At 71.7% G+C, this 18,629-nt stretch carries 17 protein-coding genes; 9 read left to right on the top strand and 8 right to left on the bottom strand.

What is annotated here, in order from left to right:
* Window positions 1-20: 20 nt before the first annotated feature.
* The gene (locus ASE01_RS04540) at window positions 21-1,184 is read right to left on the bottom strand and encodes an acyl-CoA dehydrogenase family protein (RefSeq protein ID WP_235535863.1); all 1,164 of its coding nucleotides are present in this window, start codon (window positions 1,182-1,184) and stop codon (window positions 21-23) included.
* A gap of 77 nt (window positions 1,185-1,261) precedes the next feature.
* Between ASE01_RS04540 and ASE01_RS04545 the strand changes: the two genes are divergently transcribed.
* A complete protein-coding gene (locus ASE01_RS04545) occupies window positions 1,262-1,945 on the top strand; it encodes a TetR/AcrR family transcriptional regulator (protein ID WP_056749337.1) in 684 nt (227 codons plus the stop codon).
* 88 nt (window positions 1,946-2,033) lie between these two features.
* On the opposite strand, the gene ASE01_RS04550 is transcribed toward ASE01_RS04545, so the two are convergent.
* Together ASE01_RS04550 and ASE01_RS04555 are read right to left on the bottom strand one after the other, a co-directional pair.
* On the bottom strand, window positions 2,034-2,630 hold the full coding sequence (locus ASE01_RS04550) for a hypothetical protein (protein ID WP_056748909.1): 597 nt from the start codon (window positions 2,628-2,630) through the stop codon (window positions 2,034-2,036).
* Window positions 2,631-2,753: 123 nt separating this feature from the next.
* Window positions 2,754-3,440: a pirin family protein gene (locus ASE01_RS04555; protein ID WP_056748912.1), complete on the bottom strand. Its 687-nt coding sequence runs from the start codon at window positions 3,438-3,440 to the stop codon at window positions 2,754-2,756.
* 16 nt (window positions 3,441-3,456) lie between these two features.
* On the opposite strand from ASE01_RS04555, the gene ASE01_RS04560 reads away from it, so the two are divergent.
* From ASE01_RS04560 to ASE01_RS04570, 3 genes are read left to right on the top strand one after another with little or no spacing between them, the layout of a single operon-like run.
* A complete protein-coding gene (locus ASE01_RS04560) occupies window positions 3,457-4,824 on the top strand; it encodes a GH1 family beta-glucosidase (RefSeq protein ID WP_056748914.1) in 1,368 nt (455 codons plus the stop codon).
* A gap of 32 nt (window positions 4,825-4,856) precedes the next feature.
* On the top strand, window positions 4,857-6,221 hold the full coding sequence (locus ASE01_RS04565; RefSeq protein ID WP_056748916.1) for a GH1 family beta-glucosidase: 1,365 nt from the start codon (window positions 4,857-4,859) through the stop codon (window positions 6,219-6,221).
* Between the two features lie 9 nt (window positions 6,222-6,230).
* Entirely contained in the window at window positions 6,231-7,196 is a 966-nt protein-coding gene (locus ASE01_RS04570) for an NADPH:quinone oxidoreductase family protein (protein WP_056748918.1), read from the top strand.
* 3 nt (window positions 7,197-7,199) lie between these two features.
* Here ASE01_RS04570 and ASE01_RS04575 read toward each other — a convergent pair whose 3' ends face one another.
* The 3 genes from ASE01_RS04575 to ASE01_RS04585 all read right to left on the bottom strand — a co-directional run bounded on the left by ASE01_RS04575 (window position 7,200) and on the right by ASE01_RS04585 (window position 9,022).
* On the bottom strand, window positions 7,200-7,730 hold the full coding sequence (locus ASE01_RS04575; RefSeq protein WP_056748920.1) for a CAP domain-containing protein: 531 nt from the start codon (window positions 7,728-7,730) through the stop codon (window positions 7,200-7,202).
* Window positions 7,731-7,780: 50 nt separating this feature from the next.
* The gene (locus tag ASE01_RS04580; RefSeq protein ID WP_056748922.1) at window positions 7,781-8,320 is read right to left on the bottom strand and encodes a CAP domain-containing protein; all 540 of its coding nucleotides are present in this window, start codon (window positions 8,318-8,320) and stop codon (window positions 7,781-7,783) included.
* A gap of 153 nt (window positions 8,321-8,473) precedes the next feature.
* A complete protein-coding gene (locus ASE01_RS04585; protein WP_056748924.1) occupies window positions 8,474-9,022 on the bottom strand; it encodes a CAP domain-containing protein in 549 nt (182 codons plus the stop codon).
* A 101-nt stretch (window positions 9,023-9,123) separates the two neighbouring features.
* Here ASE01_RS04585 and ASE01_RS04590 point away from each other — a divergent pair, with 101 nt between their 5' ends.
* Together ASE01_RS04590 and ASE01_RS04595 are read left to right on the top strand one after the other, a co-directional pair.
* The gene (locus ASE01_RS04590) at window positions 9,124-11,085 is read left to right on the top strand and encodes a M13 family metallopeptidase (RefSeq protein ID WP_056748926.1); all 1,962 of its coding nucleotides are present in this window, start codon (window positions 9,124-9,126) and stop codon (window positions 11,083-11,085) included.
* 127 nt (window positions 11,086-11,212) lie between these two features.
* Window positions 11,213-11,518, top strand: coding sequence for a DUF2470 domain-containing protein (locus ASE01_RS04595; RefSeq protein WP_056748928.1), 306 nt, complete (start codon window positions 11,213-11,215; stop codon window positions 11,516-11,518).
* Between the two features lie 16 nt (window positions 11,519-11,534).
* On the opposite strand, the gene ASE01_RS04600 is transcribed toward ASE01_RS04595, so the two are convergent.
* A complete protein-coding gene (locus tag ASE01_RS04600) occupies window positions 11,535-12,668 on the bottom strand; it encodes a hypothetical protein (protein WP_056748930.1) in 1,134 nt (377 codons plus the stop codon).
* Between the two features lie 69 nt (window positions 12,669-12,737).
* Window positions 12,738-13,340, bottom strand: a complete 603-nt coding sequence (locus ASE01_RS04605; protein WP_056748932.1) for a hypothetical protein — start codon at window positions 13,338-13,340, stop codon at window positions 12,738-12,740.
* 114 nt (window positions 13,341-13,454) lie between these two features.
* Here ASE01_RS04605 and ASE01_RS04610 point away from each other — a divergent pair, with 114 nt between their 5' ends.
* From ASE01_RS04610 to ASE01_RS04620, 3 genes are all read left to right on the top strand, one after another.
* A complete protein-coding gene (locus ASE01_RS04610; protein ID WP_056748934.1) occupies window positions 13,455-15,101 on the top strand; it encodes a helix-turn-helix domain-containing protein in 1,647 nt (548 codons plus the stop codon).
* Window positions 15,102-15,322: 221 nt separating this feature from the next.
* A complete protein-coding gene (locus ASE01_RS04615) occupies window positions 15,323-17,461 on the top strand; it encodes a DEAD/DEAH box helicase (RefSeq protein ID WP_056748936.1) in 2,139 nt (712 codons plus the stop codon).
* A 39-nt stretch (window positions 17,462-17,500) separates the two neighbouring features.
* A complete protein-coding gene (locus ASE01_RS04620; RefSeq protein ID WP_056748938.1) occupies window positions 17,501-18,562 on the top strand; it encodes a dihydrodipicolinate reductase in 1,062 nt (353 codons plus the stop codon).
* Window positions 18,563-18,629 lie beyond the last annotated feature (67 nt).

The raw sequence follows: 18,629 nt of genomic DNA on the forward strand, positions 1-18,629 counted from the left end.
GCCCCACCCCGACAACCCACTCACACCGGCGCGGGCAGCGACCGGCTGATGATCTCCTTCATGATCTCGCTCGTCCCGGCGTAGATCTGCGAGACGCGCAGGTCGGCCCAGGCGCGCGCGATCGGGTACTCGTTCATGTAGCCGTAGCCGCCGTGGAGCTGGAGGCACTTGTCGGCGACCTTCTGGGCGCGCTCGGAGCACCACAGCTTGGCCATCGCGACGGTGGGGATGTCGAGCTCGCCGACCAGGTGCAGGGTGATGCACTCGTCGACGAAGGAGCGGGCCACGCGTGCCTCGGTGGCGACCTCGGCCATCTTGAACTTGGTGTTCTGGAAACCCCAGATCGGCTTGTTGAAGGCGTGCCGGTCGTGGACGTAGCGCAGGGTCTCCTCGAGGCAGAACTCCATCGCCGCGACGTTCGAGACGGCGACGATGAGGCGCTCCTGGGGGAGCTGCTCCATCAGCTGGATGAAGCCCTGGCCCTCGTCGGTGCCGAGCAGGTTGGTGACCGGGACCCGTACGTCGGTGAAGCTGAGCTCGGAGGTGTCCTGGCCCTTCATGCCGATCTTGTCGAGCACGCGGCCGCGGGCGAAGCCGGGCGTGTCGGTGGGCACGATGACCAGCGAGATGCCGGACGCCGCCTCCTCCGGGTTGGTCTTGGCGACCACCACGACCATGTCGGCCTGGGCGCCGTTGGTGATGAACGTCTTGGAGCCGTTGACGACGTACTCCTCGCCGTCGCGGATCGCCTTGGTCTTGATGTTCTGCAGGTCCGAGCCGGTGCCGGGCTCGGTCATCGCGATGGCGCTGACGACCTCTCCGCTGGCCATCTTGGGCAGCCACTCGTGCTTCTGCTCCTCGGTGCCGTACCTGAGGATGTAGTGGGCCACGATGCCGTTGTGGAGCGAGGCGCCCCACGAGCTGTCGCCGGCGCGGGACTGCTCCTCGATCAGGATGGCCTCGTGCGCGAAGGTGCCGCCACCGCCGCCGTACTCCTCGGGGATGGAGAGGCAGAGCAGGCCGACGTCGCCGGCCTTGGTCCACAGCTCGCGGTCGACCTGCTTGTTCTCGATGAAGCGGTCGACGTTGGGCTTGATCTCCTTCTCACAGAAGGTGCGGGCGAGGTCGCGGAAGTCGTCGAGGTCGGTGTCCATCCACGGCGAGCGTCGGGTCAGCGAGGTCATGGGTACAGGGTGTATCACGATTTCGCCACTGGATACAAGATGTACCCAGTGGTCTCCGGCGCGATAGCGTGACGGACGTGGTGGACGTGGCGAAGTGGGTCGACTCGACGGTGCGACGCCGTACGGCGAACGCGTCGGGCGACGACGACGCCCGCCGGGCGCAGGTCGTCCAGGCGGCCGTCGACGCGATCGAGGAGGGCGGCGTCGGCGTCGGCATGGGCCAGATCGCCGAACGCGTCGGCATCCCTCGCCCCAACGTCTACCGCCACTTCGCGAGCAAGGAACAGCTCGACGCGGAGGTCGCCCGGTTTGCGGCGACCGAGCTGATCCGTCGGGTACGCCCGAGCTTCGCCCGCTCCGGCACCCCGGTCGAGGTCGTCCGCGGCCTGATCGCCCCGTGCGTCGCGTGGGCCGCCGAGCACCCGCACCTGTTCCGCTTCCTGGCCGCCCAGCAGCAGACCAAGGCCCTGCACCGCGCCCGGCTCGGCCGGACCCGGCTCCTCAGCGAGATCGTCGAGGCCGCCCGCGCCTACCTCAGCGAGACACCGCTCTCCGCGGACCCGCCCGAAGGCGTCCTGGTCGGCGTGATGGGGATGGTCGACGCGAGCATCATCTGGTGGTTCGACCACCACGACGAGTCGCAGGAGCAGCTCGTCGACCGGCTCACCCGCCAGGTGAGCGCGGTCCTGGTCGGCACCCTCGCGCAGTACGGCCTCGTCGTCCCCGACGACATGGTGTTCCGCTCCGCCGCCGACACCTGAGACGGGGTCCCGGCGCCGACGGACAAGCAGGACGGCCGCCCGGGGGATCCCCGGACGGCCGTCCTGTTGCTGGGTGCAGCGCCGCTGGTCAGCGGGTACGGCTGGCGACCCGCTGGCGGGCCAGGAGCGAGCCCGCCGCGACGACGAGACCTCCACCGGCCAGCACCCAGGTCAGGGTGAGCTCCTGCTCGTCGGCCGAGGCGACCGGGCCGACACCGGCGTCGATGCGGTTCGGGACCTGGACGTCGAGGATGCCGTTGACGTCGCCGGCGTTGCCGCCGTTCTTCCCGCCCTTGTCGGACTTGTCGCCCTTGTCGCCCTTGTCGCCGCCCTTGTCGGCCGGGACGTCGTCACCGGGCACGTCCTCGGGGCCGTCACCCGGCTCCGGGATGGCCAGGTCGTCCGGGCCGTCGGGCTGCGGGTCCTCGTCGTCCTCGGGGATGCCGATGTCGCCGGGGCCGTCGGGCTGCGGGTCCTCGTCGTCCTCGGGGATGCCGATGTCGCCGGGGCCCTCGGGGCGTGGGTCCTCGTCGTCACCGGGGACGGCGATGGTGCCGCCGGTGTCCGGCTCGAAGCCGGGGGTCTCGGCGTGGGCCAGGTCGGTGAACCCGCCGAGGGCGATCGCGCTGGCCGCGAGGGGCGTGGCGATGATCAGGCGGAGGGCGGTGCGGGTGGTGTTCTTCATGATGGTCTCCTGGGGTGATCGGGCGGTGGTGCCCGGTGGCTGCTCTTGTTGGTGGTAGGAGCAGCCCGCCCAGAGGACCTTGCAGTTTTCCCGGGAACTTTCCCGAAGAGTTCGTCGGGACGCTCAGAAGCGCCAGACGAGGATCTCCGTCGGCACCGACGCGGTGACGTCGTACGACGGCTCGTCGGTGAGGCAGATCGCGTCGCCCGCGGCGAGGGGCTCGGCGAGGGAGAAGCGCAGCAGCGCCCCGGTGGTGAGGTAGACGTGGGCGCGCTCGGCGGCAGGCAGCGTGAGGACCTCTCCGGCGCCGAGCCGGGCGACCTCGAAGGCCGCCCCCTCCACGCCGACGGACAGCGGCCCGCCCGGTCCCACGACCCGGACCAGTCCGGCGCCGGGGACGGCCTCGACGCCCGCCGTCGCGTGGGTGGGTTCGCCGGAGGCGTCATCGGGGGTCAGCCAGACCTGGACGAAGCGCGCCGGCCCGTCGGGTCCGGCGAGCTCGGTGTGGCGGACGCCCGCCCCGGCGCTCAGCACCCCGCACTCACCCGTGCCCAGCACGGCGCTCGCTCCGGTGCCGTCGGTGTGCACGACGGATCCCGACACGACCCACGTCACGATCTCCAGGCCCTCGTGGGCATGCTCCGCGAAGCCGTTGCCGCGCCCGAGCAGGTGGTCGTCGTGACACACGATCGGTCCGAAGGACAGCCGCTCGGGGTCGTAGTGCGCCCCGAAGGAGAAGCTGTGGTGGCTCAGCCGCCCGGCCTCGCGCTCGGTGAACCTGCTCGAACCCCTGCGAATCTCGACTGTCACCTGTCAGATTGTGCCCGTGACCGTCGCCGCACTCGCCAGGCGGTTCCCCGCCGGCTTCCGGTTCGGCACCGTGACCTCCGCGCCGCAGGTCGAGGGAGCCGCCGATCTCGACGGCCGCGGCCCGAGCGTGTGGGACACCTGGGCCGCCGTGCCCGGGCGGATCGTCGACGGATCGTCCCCGTCGGTGGCGTGCGACCACGTGCGGAGGTACGCCGAGGACGTGGCCCTGCTCGCCAGGCTCGGCGCGCCGTCGTACCGGTTCAGCGTGTCGTGGTCGCGGGTGCAGCCGACGGGCTGCGGGCCGGTGAACGCTGCCGGCCTCGGCTTCTACGACCGACTGGTCGACGAGCTGCTGGCGGCGGGCATCGAGCCGGCGGTGACCCTCCTGCACGCCGACCTGCCGCAGGCCCTCGAGGACGAGGGGGGCTGGATCAACCCCGACACGGCCCACCGCTTCGGCGAGTACGCCGCCGTGGTCGGTGCCCGACTGGCCGACCGGGTGCCGGACTGGGTGCCGATGAGCGAGCCCGCGGTGACGATCATGCGCGGCTACGGCTGGGGCGACCGGGCGCCCGGTCGCCGCCTGCTGTTCGACGCGCTGTGGGCCGCCCACCACGCGCTGCTCGGCCACGGCCTGGCCGTGAGCGCCCTGCGCGCGGCCGGCGTCCGCCGGGTGGGCTGCGCGAACAACCACGCGCCGATGTGGCCGGCGACCGATGACCCGGCCGACGTGGGTGCGACCAAGGTCTTCGACGCGCTGTGGAACGGTCTGTTCCTCGAGCCCGTCCTCCTCGGCCGCTACCCGGCCGACCTGGCGCCGCTGCTCGAGGACGTCGTGCAGCCGGGCGACCTGGCCACGATCCGGCAGCCGCTCGACTACTACGGCATCAACTACTACAGCCCGGTCCGGGTCGCGGCGGTCCCGGAGGGCGACGCGGACGGTGACTCGATGTTCCGCTTCCTCGACGTGCTCGGCCACGAGCGCACCGACAACGGCTGGGCCATCGTTCCCGAGGCGCTGCAGGAGTGGCTGATCATGACGCGGGCCCGCTACCGCGCCGCGCTGCCGCCGTTCGTGATCACCGAGGCCGGTGCCGCGCTGGCCGGTTCGGTCGGTGCTGACGGCGTGATCGAGGACCAGGCCCGCATCGACTACCTGACCTCCCACCTCGAGGCCGTGGCCAACGCGATCGCCGCCGGTGTGGACGTCCAGGGCTTCCACGTCTGGAGCCTGCTCGACACCTGGGAGTGGAGTGACGGCTTCCTTCCGCGCTACGGACTCGTCCACGTCGACCACGCGACGCAGGAGCGCCGACCCAAGCGGTCGTTCGAGTGGTACTCGGATCTGGTTGCGGCGCACCGCGAGGATCGGGCGATCGGCTGACCTGAGGGCCACCGGCGTGCCAGTCTTCTCCGGTGAGGGACAGGGAGAGGGACCTCGCCGTCAGGCTGCCCGAGGACTTCGTCTTCGGGACCAGTACGGCGGCGTACCAGATCGAGGGAGCGGTCACGGAGGACGGCCGCGGCCCCTCCGTGTGGGACACCTACACGGCCACGCCGGGACGCGTCGTCGACGGCTCGAGCGGAGCGGTCGCCTGCGACCACTACCACCGCTACCGCGAGGACATCGCCCTGATGGCCCGGTTGGGGGCGCCCGGCTACCGGTTCTCGATCGCCTGGTCGCGGATCCAGCCCACCGGCTCCGGTCCGGCGAACCAGAAGGGCCTCGACTTCTACGACCGGCTGGTCGACGGCCTGCTCGAGGCCGGGATCCGGCCGATGGCCACCTTGTTCCACTGGGACCTCCCGCAGGCGCTGGAGGACGACGGCGGCTGGCTCAACCGGGTGAGCATCGAGAGGTTCGCCGACTACGCCGCGATCATGGGCAAGCGGCTCGGGGACCGGGTCGCCGACTGGGTGCCGGTCAACGAGCCCAATGTGGTGACCCTGATGGGCCACGCGGTCGCGATGCACGCGCCGGGCAAGGCGCTGATGTTCGACGCGCTCCCCGTCGGCCACCACCTGCTCGTGGCCCACGGCCGGGCGGCGATCGAGCTGCGGGCCGCCGGCGCGACCAGCGTGGGCTGCGCCAACAACCACGCGCCGATCTGGCCGGCGAGCGACGACCCCGCCGACGTGGGTGCGGCCAAGCTCTTCGACTCGATCTGGAACGGCCACTACCTCGAGGGCATGCTCCTGGGCCGCTACTCCGCCGACCTGGAGATGCTCCTGGAGGACCACGTCCGCGACGGCGACTTCGCGACGATGCGTCAACCGCTCGACTTCTACGGCATCAACTACTACAACCCGATGCGGATCGGCGCGGGTGACGACGACGCCGAGCTCCCCTTCGAGTTCCGCGAGGTCCTGGGCCACCCGGTCACCGACTTCGGCTGGCCCGTGGTCCCCGAGGCCCTGCGCGAGTGGCTGATCATGTTCCGCGCCCGCCTCCGTGCGGCCATCCCGCCGATCGTGATCACCGAGTCCGGCTGCGCCTACAACAACGGCCCGGACGCGGACGGCGTCGTCGACGACCAGGCGCGGATCGACTACCACGCCGCCCACCTCGCGGCCGTCGCCGAGGCGATCGAGCGCGGCGTCGACGTACGCGGTTACTACGCGTGGTCGCTGATGGACAACTTCGAGTGGTCCGAGGGCTACACGCAGCGGTTCGGCTTCGTCCACGTCGACTACGAGACCCAGGTGCGCACCCCCAAGCGCTCCTTCGACTGGTACGCCGACCTGGTGGCCCGGCACCGCACCGTGGGGCAGATGCCTTAACCTCGGGGAATGCGTGCCGTCCAGGTCCTCACCACCACCGGTCCCTCCGACATCGTCGTGGCGGAGGTGGCGGACCCGGTCGCCGGTCCGGACGACCTCCTCATCGAGGTGCACAGCGTCGGGATCTCGTTCCCGGACCTGCTGCTCAGCAAGGGCCAGTACCAGCTCCGCCCCGAGCCGCCCTTCACGCTGGGCGTCGACTTCGCCGGCGTCGTGGTGTCCGGGCCCGGCTTCGCGCCGGGCCAGCGGGTCACGGCCGTCGGTGCGTACGGCGGCGGCGCGGAGCTCGCCATCGGCTCTCCGGAGTCGGTCTTCGCGCTGCCCGATGCGATCAGCTTCGACGAGGCCGTCGCGCTGCCGATGAACTACCTCACCGCTCTCTTCGCGCTCGACGAGCGCGGCAGTCTGCGCGAGGGCGAGACCGTGCTGATCCACGGTGCCGCCGGTGGCGTCGGGACCGCGACCATCCAGGTCGCCAAGGCCCTCGGCGCGCGCACCATCGCGGTGGCCAGCACCGAGGAGAAGCGCCAGTTCGCTCTCGACGCGGGTGCCGACGAGGCCATCGCCATCGAGGGCTTCAAGGACGCCGCCCGCGAGCTCACCGGCGGCAAGGGTGTCGACATCGTCCTGGACGTCGTCGGCGGCTCACTCTTCACCGACTCGCTGCGCTCGCTCGGCAGCCAGGGCCGGGTGCTCGTGGTGGGCTTCGCCTCCGGCGAGGGCATCCCCGAGGTCAAGGTCAACCGCCTGCTGCTCAACAACACCGACGTCCGCGGTGTCGGCTGGGGCGAGTACGCCTTCTCCCACCCGGGCTACATGCAGCAGCAATGGGCGCAGCTCGTCCCGATGATCGAGGCCGGCATCGTGAAGCCGCCGGTCGGCAAGGTCTACCCGATCGAGGAGTTCGGCCAGGCCCTCATCGACATGGACGAGCGTGCCGCGCTCGGCAAGTCCGTCGTACGGATCCGCGACTGAGCCTCAGCGTCGGGCCAGGTCCACGGTCCACCAGCGACGCCCGTCGCTGTTGGCGGTGACGCCGGTCCCGACGTGCCGGAACCGGCAGTCGACCAGCAGCGCGCGGTGCCGGGGGCTGTTCATCCACATGCGCAGGGCGTCGGCGGGCTGCCGGGCGCCGGTGGCGAGCACCTCGCCGAGCATCGTGGCGCCGGTGTAGCCCGCTCTGCGCACCCTGGTGGACAGGGTCGCCTCCCCGGCGAGCTGGTGACGCAGCTGCTTCCGGCTCGCCATCAGGTTGCTGTGGCGGCGCGCCGCGAGGTGCAGGGTGCTGACGTTGGTCAGCGCCCGGCAGCCCCTGCGCACCCGCATCGTGTTGATCGCCTTGATGACCCCGGTCTCGAGCAGCACCTGGGTGCTGACCGCCCGCTCCGGCACGGTGGTCGCCGCGACCGGGACGGCCCTGACGGTGGGAGCGACCGCTGCCGCAGCAGGCGGTGCGGTCAACAGGCCGACCAGCAGGGCACCGGGAAGCAGTCCGAGGAGAGCGCGCACGGGCAACATCATGGTGGACCTGTCAACCATGCTGCCCGCGCCCGATGTGATCAGCTCCGGCGACCGAAGTTCTGGGTCCAGTACGGCTTCAGGCCCTTGAAGACGACGCCCACGCCGATGTGGCGCAGCGAGCAGTCCAGGATGTTGCGACGGTGGCCGGTGCTGCCCATCCACGCGCGCATCGTCTGCTGCGCGGTGGTGAAGCCGGCGGCGACGTTCTCGGCGATCCTGTTCCAGTTGGTGTAGCCCGCGGCGGTGATGCGCCGGCCCAGCGTCGGCTCACCCGGCAGCCGGTGCGACATGGTGTTGTAGACCGCCATGTAGCGCGAGTGCTTGCGCGAGGACGCGCGCAGGTACGAGTTGGACTTGAGCACGGGGCAACCGGCGAGCACGCGACGGGTGTTGACCAGCGCGACCACAGCGTTCTCGAGGACCGAGTTGACGACATAGGTCGTCGAGGCCGACACCGTCCGTACCGACGTGACGGTGGCCGCCTCTGTCGCTGCTCCGGCCGGCGACACGGCCGTCGGCGCGATGGCGGCGGCGACGACGAGCGCGCCGATGACGAAATTGCGGATCCCCCGGTTCATGTGTCGATCCTCAGCCAGCAGTGCGGGCCCCCGCATCGCTACATGAACCGGCGTGATCTGGTCAGAATTGACCAGTGTTTCGTCCCGTCCGACCACTTCGCGTGGCCTCGTCGCCGGAACCGGTGACACGGCGACGAATCGCCTCGGATCGATTCAGCGGCGGCCGAAGTTCTGGGTCCACCACAGCTGCCCGCCCTGGAGGGCGACGCCGACGCCGATGTGGCGCAGCTTGCAGTTGAGGATGTTGCGGCGGTGACCGGGGCTGGCCATCCACGCCCGCAGGACGGCACTGGGTCCGCTGAAGCCGCGGGCGACGTTCTCGGCGACCAGGTTCCAGTTGGTGTAGCCGGCGCGGGTGATCCGCACCGTGAAGCGCGGCTCGCCGGGCAGCTGGTGGGACATCTTGTTCTTCGCCGCCATGGTCACGGTGTGTCCGCGGGCCGACTTGCGCAGGTAGGCGTTCGACTTCAGCGCAGGGCAGCCGTGGGCACGGCGCTGGACGTTGGTCAGCGAGATGACCTGGTTCTCCAACAGGCTCTGGATCAGCAGACGGGTGGGCATCGTGTCCTGCGGTCCGCCGAAGGTCGGCGCCGTCCGGACACTGTGGAGCTGGGTTGCGGCGGGCGCGGCACCGGTGGGTGCGGCGGCGCCGAGCACGAGGCCCAGGACGACGCTGGGCACGATTGCGATGAGCTTGGCCATGACGCCCTGATCGGGTCCGGCACCCCGCCCCTGAGTCGACCACCCCGAATTGGGGACCCTGGTCCCGGGGTCGGTCACGGTGCTTGTTCTAGGCTCGGCGCGTGAGCATTCTCGACGACGCCCGTCCGGGCATGGACCTGGACATCCGCCCCCAGGACGACCTCTTCGGCCACGTCAACGGCACGTGGCTGCGCGACGCGGAGATCCCCTCGGACCGGTCCAGCTGGGGACCCTTCGTCCAGCTCGCCGACCAGGCCGAGGAGGACGTCCGCGAGATCATCACCGAGCTCGCCGCCACGGCTGCCGGTGACGGCGGGGCCGACGTCGACGCCCGCAAGATCGCCGACCTCTTCAACTCCTTCATGGACACCGACCGGGTCGAGGCCGCCGGGATCGCGCCGGTGCAGCCCCTCGTCGACGCCGTCGCCGGCCTGCGCGACGTGCGCGACGTGGCCGCCTTCCTCGGCGAGTTCGAGCGGGTCGGCGGCTACGGCCTGTTCGGCTCCTACGTCGACACCGACGACCGGCAGTCCGACCGCTACCTCTTCCACCTGGTGCAGGGAGGGCTCGGTCTCCCCGACGAGTCCTACTACCGCGAGGAGAAGTTCGCGGACATCCGCGAGGCGTACGTCGCCTACCTCGCCACGCTGCTGACCCTGGGCGGCCACGCCGAGCCCGAGGCCGCCGCCCAGCGGATCCTCGAGCTCGACGCCGAGCTCGCCAGGGGTCACTGGGAGCGCGCCGAGACGCGCGACGTCCAGAAGACCTACAACCGGCTCACCGCCGACGAGCTCAAGGCCCTCTGCCCGGCCTTCGACTGGGACGCCTACGTCACCAACCTGGGCGGGCGGCTCAGCGGGCCCCAGGCCACGATCGCCGAGGTCGTGGTCCGGCAGCCGTCGTACCTCGAGCACCTCTCGACGGTGCTCGAGAAGGTGCCCGTCGAGAGCTGGCGCGACTGGTTCCTCTCGCGCGTGCTGCGCTCCTCGGCGCCGTACCTCTCCGAGGCCTTCGTCCAGACCAACTTCGACTTCTACGGACGCACCCTGTCGGGCACGCCCGAGCTGCGGGCGCGGTGGAAGCGCGCGGTGTCCTTCGTCGAGGGCTCGATGGGCGAGGCCGTGGGCAAGGTCTACGTCACCCGGCACTTCCCGCCTGCGTCCAAGGCGATGATGGACGACCTGGTCGCCAACCTGCTCGCGGCCTACCGCCAGTCGATCAGCAAGCTCGACTGGATGACCGAGGAGACCAAGGAGCGGGCCTACGAGAAGCTCGCGACCTTCCGTCCCAAGATCGGCTACCCGGAGCGGTTCCGTGACTACAGCGCGCTCGTCGTGGTGCCGGACGACCTGGTCGCCAACGCCCAGGCCGCGGCCGGCTTCGAGACCGACCGCCAGCTCGCCAAGATCGGCGCACCGGTCGACCGCGACGAGTGGTTCATGCTGCCGCAGACCGTCAACGCCTACTACAACCCCGGCACCAACGAGATCTGCTTCCCGGCCGGAATCCTGCAGAAGCCGTTCTTCAGCCCGGACGCCCTGCCCGCCGAGAACTACGGCGGCATCGGCGCCGTCATCGGTCACGAGGTCGGCCACGGGTTCGACGACCAGGGCGCGCAGTACGACGGCGAGGGCAACCTCAACGACTGGTGGACCCCGGACGACAAGGCCGCCTTCGAGGTGAAGTCCTCCGCACTCGTCGCGCAGTACGACGGGTTCGCGCCCCGCAACATCCCCGGCGAGAACGTCAACGGCCAGCTCACGGTGGGCGAGAACATCGGCGACCTGGGCGGCCTCACGATCGCCCACACGGCGTACCTCATCGCCCAGGGCGGCACCGCGTCCGACGAGGACCGCGCCAAGCTGTTCTTCAACTGGGCCTACGTGTGGCGCACCAAGCGTCGTCTGGAGCAGGAGCAGCAGTACCTCACCATCGACCCGCACAGCCCGCCGGAGTTCCGCGCCAACATCGTGCGCAACCTGGACGAGTTCCACGAGGTGTTCGGCACGCAGCCCGGTGACGGCCTGTGGCTCGACCCCTCCGACCGGGTGCGGATCTGGTGATCACGGCGCCGCGGTGGAGCTTGCGAAGCCGCGGATCACGCCGGGAGATTGAGGAGCGTCGGCGTGCCGCCGCTGCGGAGCAAGGCGGGACGCGACGCGTCTCGAAATCGACTGAGATGGAAGCCAGATGCCCCACACCTTCGAACCCCCCGTCGTCGACGCCGTCGTCGCCCACATGAACGGCGACCACATCGAGGACAACCTGCTGATCGTGCGCGCCCACGGCGTGCCGGAGGCGACCGCCGCGTCGATGAGTGACGCCGACGGCGACGCCGGGACGTGGACCGTGATCGGGCCCGAGGGTCCGGTCGGCGAGCGTCGGATCCGGTGGCCGGGCGGTCCGATCACCGAGCGCGCGGAGATCCGGCGCGAGGTGGTGGCGTTGTACGACGCCGCGTGCGCCACGCTCGGCGTACCCCCGCGTCCGCACTGACCGCAGCGGCGTCCGGTCAGCGAGGGCGGCCGAGCAGCACCGAGAGCTGGTGGCGGACCTGGGCACTCGTCGACCGCACGGCCGCCCCGACGGTGCCCGTCGTCAGCCGAACGGCGCGACCGACGGTCTCGAGCGCGGCGCGAACCGGTCGGACGACGGCCCGCCACGCCGCGCGGATCGCGTGGCCGAGCGGCGTGAGGACCTGCCGGTAGGTCCACACGAACGGCAGGGCGAGGGCCCGGCCGAGGGCCGCCAGCAGCAGGCCTGCGGTCCGCCAGGACCACGCGAGGGTGCTCGCCACGAAACCCCATACGGCGCGGGCTGCGGCGCCGACCGCTCGGAGCACGGCCCCGATCGCCCGCGCCACCGGGAGGACGAGGAACCGCCACCCGGCCATGACCACGGCAACGGCGGCGATCGCGATGCCGACGAGCACCGGGCGCAGCACGTGGCGCCACAGGAGCACGAACGGTACGACGACCAGGCCCGCCAGCAGCGCGAGTGCACGACCGAGGAGCCGCGCCAGCGAGGCCAGCCCGGCGGCGAGCACCCGCCACGCCGCGACGATCCAGCGCGCCAGCGCGGTCACGGGGCGCACGACGATGAGGTGGAGCAGCGCGCCGAGCGCCCCGAGGACTGCGCCGACCAGGCGGGCCACGGCGAGCACCGCGGTGCGCAGCGCGCGTCCGACCGCGCGCGCAGCGGTCGTCACCGCGGCGAGGATCGAGCCGAGGACCGCGCCGAGGACGCGGGCCACGGCGCCCAGGACGACCCCGAGAATCCCGGCCAACGCGGACAGGACGGCCGCCACGGCCTCCAGGACGACCCCGAGCATTCCGGCCACCGCGGACAGGACGGCTGCCACGACGCGCAGGACCGGCTGCCCGACGTACCTGTGGAGGAGTGAGAAGAGCGGCCCGAGGACCCATCGTCCGAGCAGGTGGACCGGCACGAGGAGCACCGCGAGCATCGCGCGGAGCACGGCGGCGAGGGCACGGCCGAGGAGGGTCAGCAGCCGCTCGATCCCGCGTCCGGCGGCGCGTCCGGCGCCGGTGACCGCCTCCCACAGCAGGCGTACCGGCAGCACGATCCCGAGCGCGATGGCGCGCGCCGGCCACACCAGCCACCGGGGGTCGTCGCGTCGGTCCACGACGCGATCATCCTCGCCCGGGTCGTCGCCCGATCCGCCGGGATCCTCGGGTGATGGCGCGGGTGAGTCTCAGCCGACCTCGACCAGGAGCTCGAGGAGGCGGGTGCTGATGGCGACGAGGTCGTCCTCGCTGACCCCGCTGGCCTGGGTCAGGTTCACCGTGTAGACGACACCGCCGTCGGTCAGCACGCCGCCGCCGGCCTGGAGGCTCTCGCCGCCCCCGATGGTGCCGGTCGCGACGAACGCCTCGTTGCCGAGGCCGTCCACCGGGTGGTCGACACCGTTCGTGAGGGCGCCGCTGCTGCCCGAGCGGTAGCTCTCGAAGCCTCCGGCGTCGACCCCGACCTCGACCACGCCGAGGGAGCCGCTGACGGCACGCGGATCCTCCTGGTCGAACTCGCACGAGTCGAACGGCGCCGACTCCAGGGTGACCGGGGCCCCCACGGCCTCGGTCACCTGCTCGGCGGTGAGGAGCTCGCAGAACTTCGGGAGCTCGCCGGCCTCGGGAGCGTCGTCGCCCGAGTCTCCCGAGTCGTCGCCGGAGTCGGTGCCGTTGTCGTCGTTGTCCGGTGTGGACGACGGGGTCTGCGCGTCGGAGCCGTCGTCGCCGTCCCCACATCCGGACGCCAGCGCCCCCACGAGAAGGAGTGCGGTGATCAGGGCGCGGGTCATCTGTTCTCCCTTGCAGACATGGAATCCCGAATCTCGCGGAACCAGCTCTCCCGCGGAAGTAGGGAATCGGCGTAATCGCGGTGATCCGGCGTCCGGGGCACTAGTTTCGGAGTCATGGAGCGCTCGGACCTGGTCGCCTCGGTCTTCGCCGCCCTGGCGAACGGCGAGGCGTGCGGCGCGGCGCAGGACTGCGCGGCGCGGTGGGAGCGGGACGCCGATCCGGTGGCGGCGGCGCTGGCTGCGGTGACCCAGTTCTGGCTCGGCGAGTTCGTCGCGGGCTCGCAGTGGGCGCGGCTGGCGGTCGAAGCCGCCACGGACGACGGGGCCCGGGCGCTGGCCCACGCGGCCGCGGCCCTGGCGGCCGGCGGCGACCTCGAGGTGGACGGACGTCCGGACTGGGCGGCCGGGCTCGACCTGTTGGTGACGGCGGACGAGCCGGACTCCGCCTGGTGGAGCGCCGTGCGCTACCTCCTCGCCGAGGCGGCCCTCGTGGATGCTCGGGTCGCCGACGCGGCGAGCGTCGTGGCGACCGGACCCATGGGCGGGTCGGCCTGGGCTGGCCATCCCTTCGCGGCGGTGATGGCTGCGTGCTCGGTACGGACCGCGCTCTTCGGCGGCGACGTGGCTCGCGCCCAGGAACTGCTCGATCCGATGAAGGCAGCGGTGGTCACCGGGTCCCGCCTGGAGACCCTCACCGACTCGGTCGCCGGCCTGGTCCACGGCAACGCCGATGACGCCGGCGGCGTCGCCCGCAGCCTGGAGGTCGCCGACGCCGTACGTGACAGCGAACGGGACTTCCTGGACCGCGGCGTCCTGCTGCTCCTCGCCTTCGGTGCGATCGCGGTCGGCGACGTCGTGACCGCGGGCGGGATGATCCTGCGCGCCGGGGACGACGGCGACCTGAGCTCCTGCACCCTCATCGACCGCGCACTGGGGCTCGAGCTCCTGCTGGTCGCCGCCCTCACCGAGGAGGACCTCGCGTCCGCCGAGGCGTGGTTCGCCGCGATGCTGCCCCTCGCCATCCACCCCTCGCCGGGACCCACCGTCGAACGTGCCCGCAGCCGGGTCCTGCTCGCCCTCGGCGAGGTCGAGGGCGCCGTTGCGGCCGCGACGGCGAGCATCGAGGCCTGCCGCGCCGCCGGCCGCCTCGTGGAGGCCGCGGAGGGCGAGATCGCCCTGGCGCGCGCCCGGATCGCCGGCCGGGACGTCGCCGGGGCCAGCCGGGACCTCCGCGCGCTGGTCAACGCCACCGACGCGAGCGGCCATCGCGCCGTACGACGGTCGGCGAGCTCGACCCTCCAACCCGCCCGCCGCCGCCTGCCCCCGGTCGCCGGTGGTGGCTGGGAGGCGCTCTCGGAGCGCGAACGAGAGGTCGCCCGCCACGTGCTCGAGGGCCACGAGGTCGATCACATCGCGGCCCTGCTGTTCCTCTCACCGGCCACCGTGCGCACCCACATCTCCCGGGTCCTGTGCGCCTTCGGTGTCCCGACCCGGATCGGCCTGCTGGCCGCGGTCGGTACCCCGCCCCGCGACATCCCCCGCCCCGCCCCGGCGCCCCTCAGCCCCCGTCAGGGCGAGGTCGCCCGCCGGATCGCCCTCGGCGCGTCCAACCAGCAGATCGCCGCTGAGTTCGGCATCTCGGTCAAGGGCGTGGAGAAGCACGTCGGCGACGTGCTCGCCCGCTGGGGCGTGCGCTCGAGGTTCGAGATCGCCCGGGTGTGGTGGGACTCCGACGACGTACGGCCTGCTCCTGCCGGGTGAGGCGCGAAGTGCGCCCTTCTCTCCGGCGAAGTGCGCGGTTTTCTCCTTCGAGGTGCGCAGGAAAAAAGGTGCAGCCGCCGGAGTCTCGGGTCTCCAGCGGCTGCACGAAGAACTCTAGGGGGCCTCGGACCGGGCTGTCCCGGGATTCGCGAAGTTTTCCTGGAACTCGTTCCTGTGGAGACCGGCGTCGGGCTGTCGGGCGGTGCTGGTAGACACGACGCATGACCGCAGGAGCTGCCACCACCGTCACCCGCGAGCGGGCCGAGGAGCATCTGCAGGCGCTGGTCGGGAGTCCCGACGCCCGTTTGTACGACGACCAGTGGGCCGCGATCTCGGCCCTGGTCGTGGAGCGGCGTCGGTCCCTGGTGGTGCAGCGCACCGGGTGGGGCAAGTCGGCGGTCTACTTCGTGGCGACCCTGCTCCTGCGTGAGCAGGGCAGCGGCCCGACGGTGATCATCTCGCCGCTCCTCGCGCTGATGCGCAACCAGATCGCCGCCGCGGAGCGGGCCGGCATCCGGGCCATGACGGTCAACTCCACCAATGTCGAGCAGTGGGACAAGATCCACGACGCGATCCGCGCGGGTGAGGTCGACGTGCTGCTGGTGAGCCCGGAGCGGTTGAACAACCCGGGCTTCCGTGACGAGGTGCTGCCCCGGCTCGCGGCGACGTGCGGGCTCCTGGTGGTCGACGAGGCGCACTGCATCTCCGACTGGGGGCACGACTTCCGACCCGACTACCGCCGCATCCGCACCCTGCTGCAGGACCTGCCGACCGGCATCCCGGTGCTGGCGACGACGGCCACCGCCAACGAACGGGTCACCGCCGACGTCGCCGAGCAGCTCGGGGCCGACACCCTGGTGCTGCGCGGCAGCCTGGACCGCGCGTCCCTGCGCCTGGGCGTGGTGCGGCTGACGACGGCCGAGCAGCGGCTGGCGTGGCTGGCCGACCACCTGGCGGAGCAGCCGGGCAGCGGGATCATCTACTGCCTCACGGTCGCGGCGACCCAGGAGGTCGCCGACTACCTGCGCAGCCGCGGCCACGACGTGGCCGCCTACTCCGGTCAGACGGAGCAGACCGAGCGGCTGGCCCTCGAGCAGGCGCTGATCGAGGGACGGGTCAAGGCGCTCGTCGCGACGAGCGCGCTCGGCATGGGCTTCGACGCCTCGCTCGGGTTCGTGGTCAACCTGGGGGCGCCGAACAGCCCGGTCGCCTACTACCAGCAGGTCGGACGTGCGGGCCGTGGCGGCAACCTGCCGCCCGAGGGCGCATCGGTGGTCCTGCTGCCGGCGACGGAGGACCGTGACATCTGGGCGTACTTCGCCTCGCTGGCTTTCCCGCGTGAGGAGCAGGTGCGCGAGACCCTCGCCGTGCTTGCCGAGGCGGGTCGTCCGCTCGGCACACCCTCGATCGAGCCGCAGGTCGACCTGTCGCGCAATCGGCTCGAGACCATGCTCAAGGTGCTCGACGTGGACGGCGCCGTGAAGCGGGTCAAGGGCGGGTGGGAGTCCACCGGCCAGGCGTGGTCGTACGACGCCGAGCGCTACGCACGGGTGGCCGCGGCCCGGGAGGCCGAGCAACAGGCGATGCTCGACTACCTGACGACCGACCGGTGCCGCATGGCCTTCCTGCGTCAGCAGCTCGACGACCCCGACGTCGTCGCCGACCCGTCGTGGACCTGCGGACGCTGTGACAACTGCGGCGGCCTGACGCTGTCGACCTCGGTGTCGGAGACCGCGGTGGCGCAGGCGGCGGACCGGATCTCGCGCCCGGGCGTGCCGATCGAGCCCCGCAAGCTGTGGCCGAGCGGCCTCGCGGCGATCGGGGTCGACCTGTCGGGCCGGATCAGGCAGCCGGCGGGGGAGGGCCGGGCCATCGCCCGGCTCACCGACCTCGGTCACGGCGCGGCCCTGCGGGGGCTGTTCGCCGTCGACCAGGACGGTCGCGCGAGCGACGGTCCGGTGCCGGTCCCGCTCGCCCGCGCCATGGTCACGATGCTGCAGGACTGGCAGCCGGAGGTCGACGCGATCGTCGTGGTCGACTCGGAGCGGCGACCGCAGCTGGTCACCGACCTCGCGGCCGGGCTGGCGCGCTTCCTCCAGGTCCCGGTGATCGGCCGCTGGGCGGTGGTCGACCTCGATGTCGGCCCCGACCGCGGGGCGACGAACTCCGCCCAGCGGGTCGCCGCGGTCTCCCGCCGCTCGGCACTGCAGCTCGACGACGCTGCCGCGGTGCGCGACGCCCGGGTGCTCCTGGTCGACGACCGCACGGTGACCGGGTGGACGCTGACCCTGGCCGCCCGTGCGCTCCACGACGCGGGGGCCGCGACCGTCCTGCCGCTCGTCCTGGCGGTCTCGGGCTGAGGCTCGACACGATGTAGAACACGTTCTACTCTCGCTCGCATGAGCGCACCCCGGTTTGACCGTCCCCTCCGCGTCATCCAGTGGACGACCGGCAACATCGGACGTCGGTCCGCCCACGCGATCCTGACCCGTCCCGACCTGGAGCTGGTCGGGGTCTTCGCCCACGGCGCCGACAAGATCGGACGCGATGCCGCCGAGCTGTGCGACTGGCCCGAGCCCACCGGGGTGATCGCGACGGACGACATCGACGAGCTGCTCGCCCTCGGCGCCGACGCCTGTTGCTACAACCCGCTGTGGCCCGACGTCGACCACCTGGTGCGACTGCTCGAGAGCGGTGTCAACGTCTGCACCAGCGCGGCCTGGATCACCGGAGGCAAGCAGTCGCCCGAGGACCGGGCCCGGATCGAGAAGGCCTGCCACCAGGGCGGGACCACGATCTTCGGCAGCGGCGCCCACCCGGGGATGACCAACATGGTCGCGATGGTGCTCAGCGGGTCCTGTGAACGGGTCGACGAGATCCGGATCACCGAGTCCGTCGACTGCTCGACCTACGAGTCGGCCGACACCCAGATCGCGATGGGTTTCTCGAAGGACCCCGCGACCCCCGGCCTCGCCGAGTCGGTACGCCAGGAGAGCGAGGTGTTCGCCGAGTCGGCGGCGATGATGGCCGACGCGCTCGGCGTACAGCTCGACCGGTTGACCTTCGACGTCACCTTCACCGCCGCCACCGGCGACTCCGACCTCGGCTTCATGACCATCCCGGCCGGCACCGTCGGCGGCGTGATGGGCTACCACCGCGGCTGGGTCGGTGATCGCAACGTCGTCAGCGTCGGCTTCAACTGGACCATGGGCAGCCACGTGGACCCGCCGAAGCCGCTCGCCCACGGGCACGTCATCCAGGTCTTCGGCATGCCCAACATGCGCACCGTGATGCACTGCCTGCCGCCGGAGGAGTGGACCGAGCCCGGCTTCATGGGGCTCGGCATGATCTACACCGCCCTGCCGGTGACCAATGCCATCCCGTACGTCGTCGCCGCTGCGCCCGGCATCGCGACGCTTGCTGATCTCCCGCCGATCACGGGGCGGATCCCGGTTGCGTGAAGCCCCGACATCCGGGGATTCACGCAACCCCGCCGGGTCCCCCGATCCGGAGCCGTACGAGCCTAGA

The organism is Nocardioides sp. Root190, from assembly GCF_001428565.1.
Lineage (GTDB): Bacteria > Actinomycetota > Actinomycetes > Propionibacteriales > Nocardioidaceae > Nocardioides.

Excerpts from the sequence above, each read along its gene's own strand:
- ASE01_RS04540 (WP_235535863.1), bottom strand. The coding sequence starts at position 1,184 with ATGACCTCGCTGACCCGACGCTCGCCGTGGATGGACACCGACCTCGAC.
- ASE01_RS04550 (WP_056748909.1), bottom strand. The coding sequence starts at position 2,630 with ATGAAGAACACCACCCGCACCGCCCTCCGCCTGATCATCGCCACGCCC.
- ASE01_RS04570 (WP_056748918.1), top strand. The coding sequence starts at position 6,231 with ATGCGTGCCGTCCAGGTCCTCACCACCACCGGTCCCTCCGACATCGTC.
- ASE01_RS04580 (WP_056748922.1), bottom strand. The coding sequence starts at position 8,320 with ATGAACCGGGGGATCCGCAATTTCGTCATCGGCGCGCTCGTCGTCGCC.
- ASE01_RS04585 (WP_056748924.1), bottom strand. The coding sequence starts at position 9,022 with ATGGCCAAGCTCATCGCAATCGTGCCCAGCGTCGTCCTGGGCCTCGTG.
- ASE01_RS04595 (WP_056748928.1), top strand. The coding sequence starts at position 11,213 with ATGCCCCACACCTTCGAACCCCCCGTCGTCGACGCCGTCGTCGCCCAC.
- ASE01_RS04605 (WP_056748932.1), bottom strand. The coding sequence starts at position 13,340 with ATGACCCGCGCCCTGATCACCGCACTCCTTCTCGTGGGGGCGCTGGCG.
- ASE01_RS04610 (WP_056748934.1), top strand. The coding sequence starts at position 13,455 with ATGGAGCGCTCGGACCTGGTCGCCTCGGTCTTCGCCGCCCTGGCGAAC.
- ASE01_RS04615 (WP_056748936.1), top strand. The coding sequence starts at position 15,323 with ATGACCGCAGGAGCTGCCACCACCGTCACCCGCGAGCGGGCCGAGGAG.
- ASE01_RS04620 (WP_056748938.1), top strand. The coding sequence starts at position 17,501 with ATGAGCGCACCCCGGTTTGACCGTCCCCTCCGCGTCATCCAGTGGACG.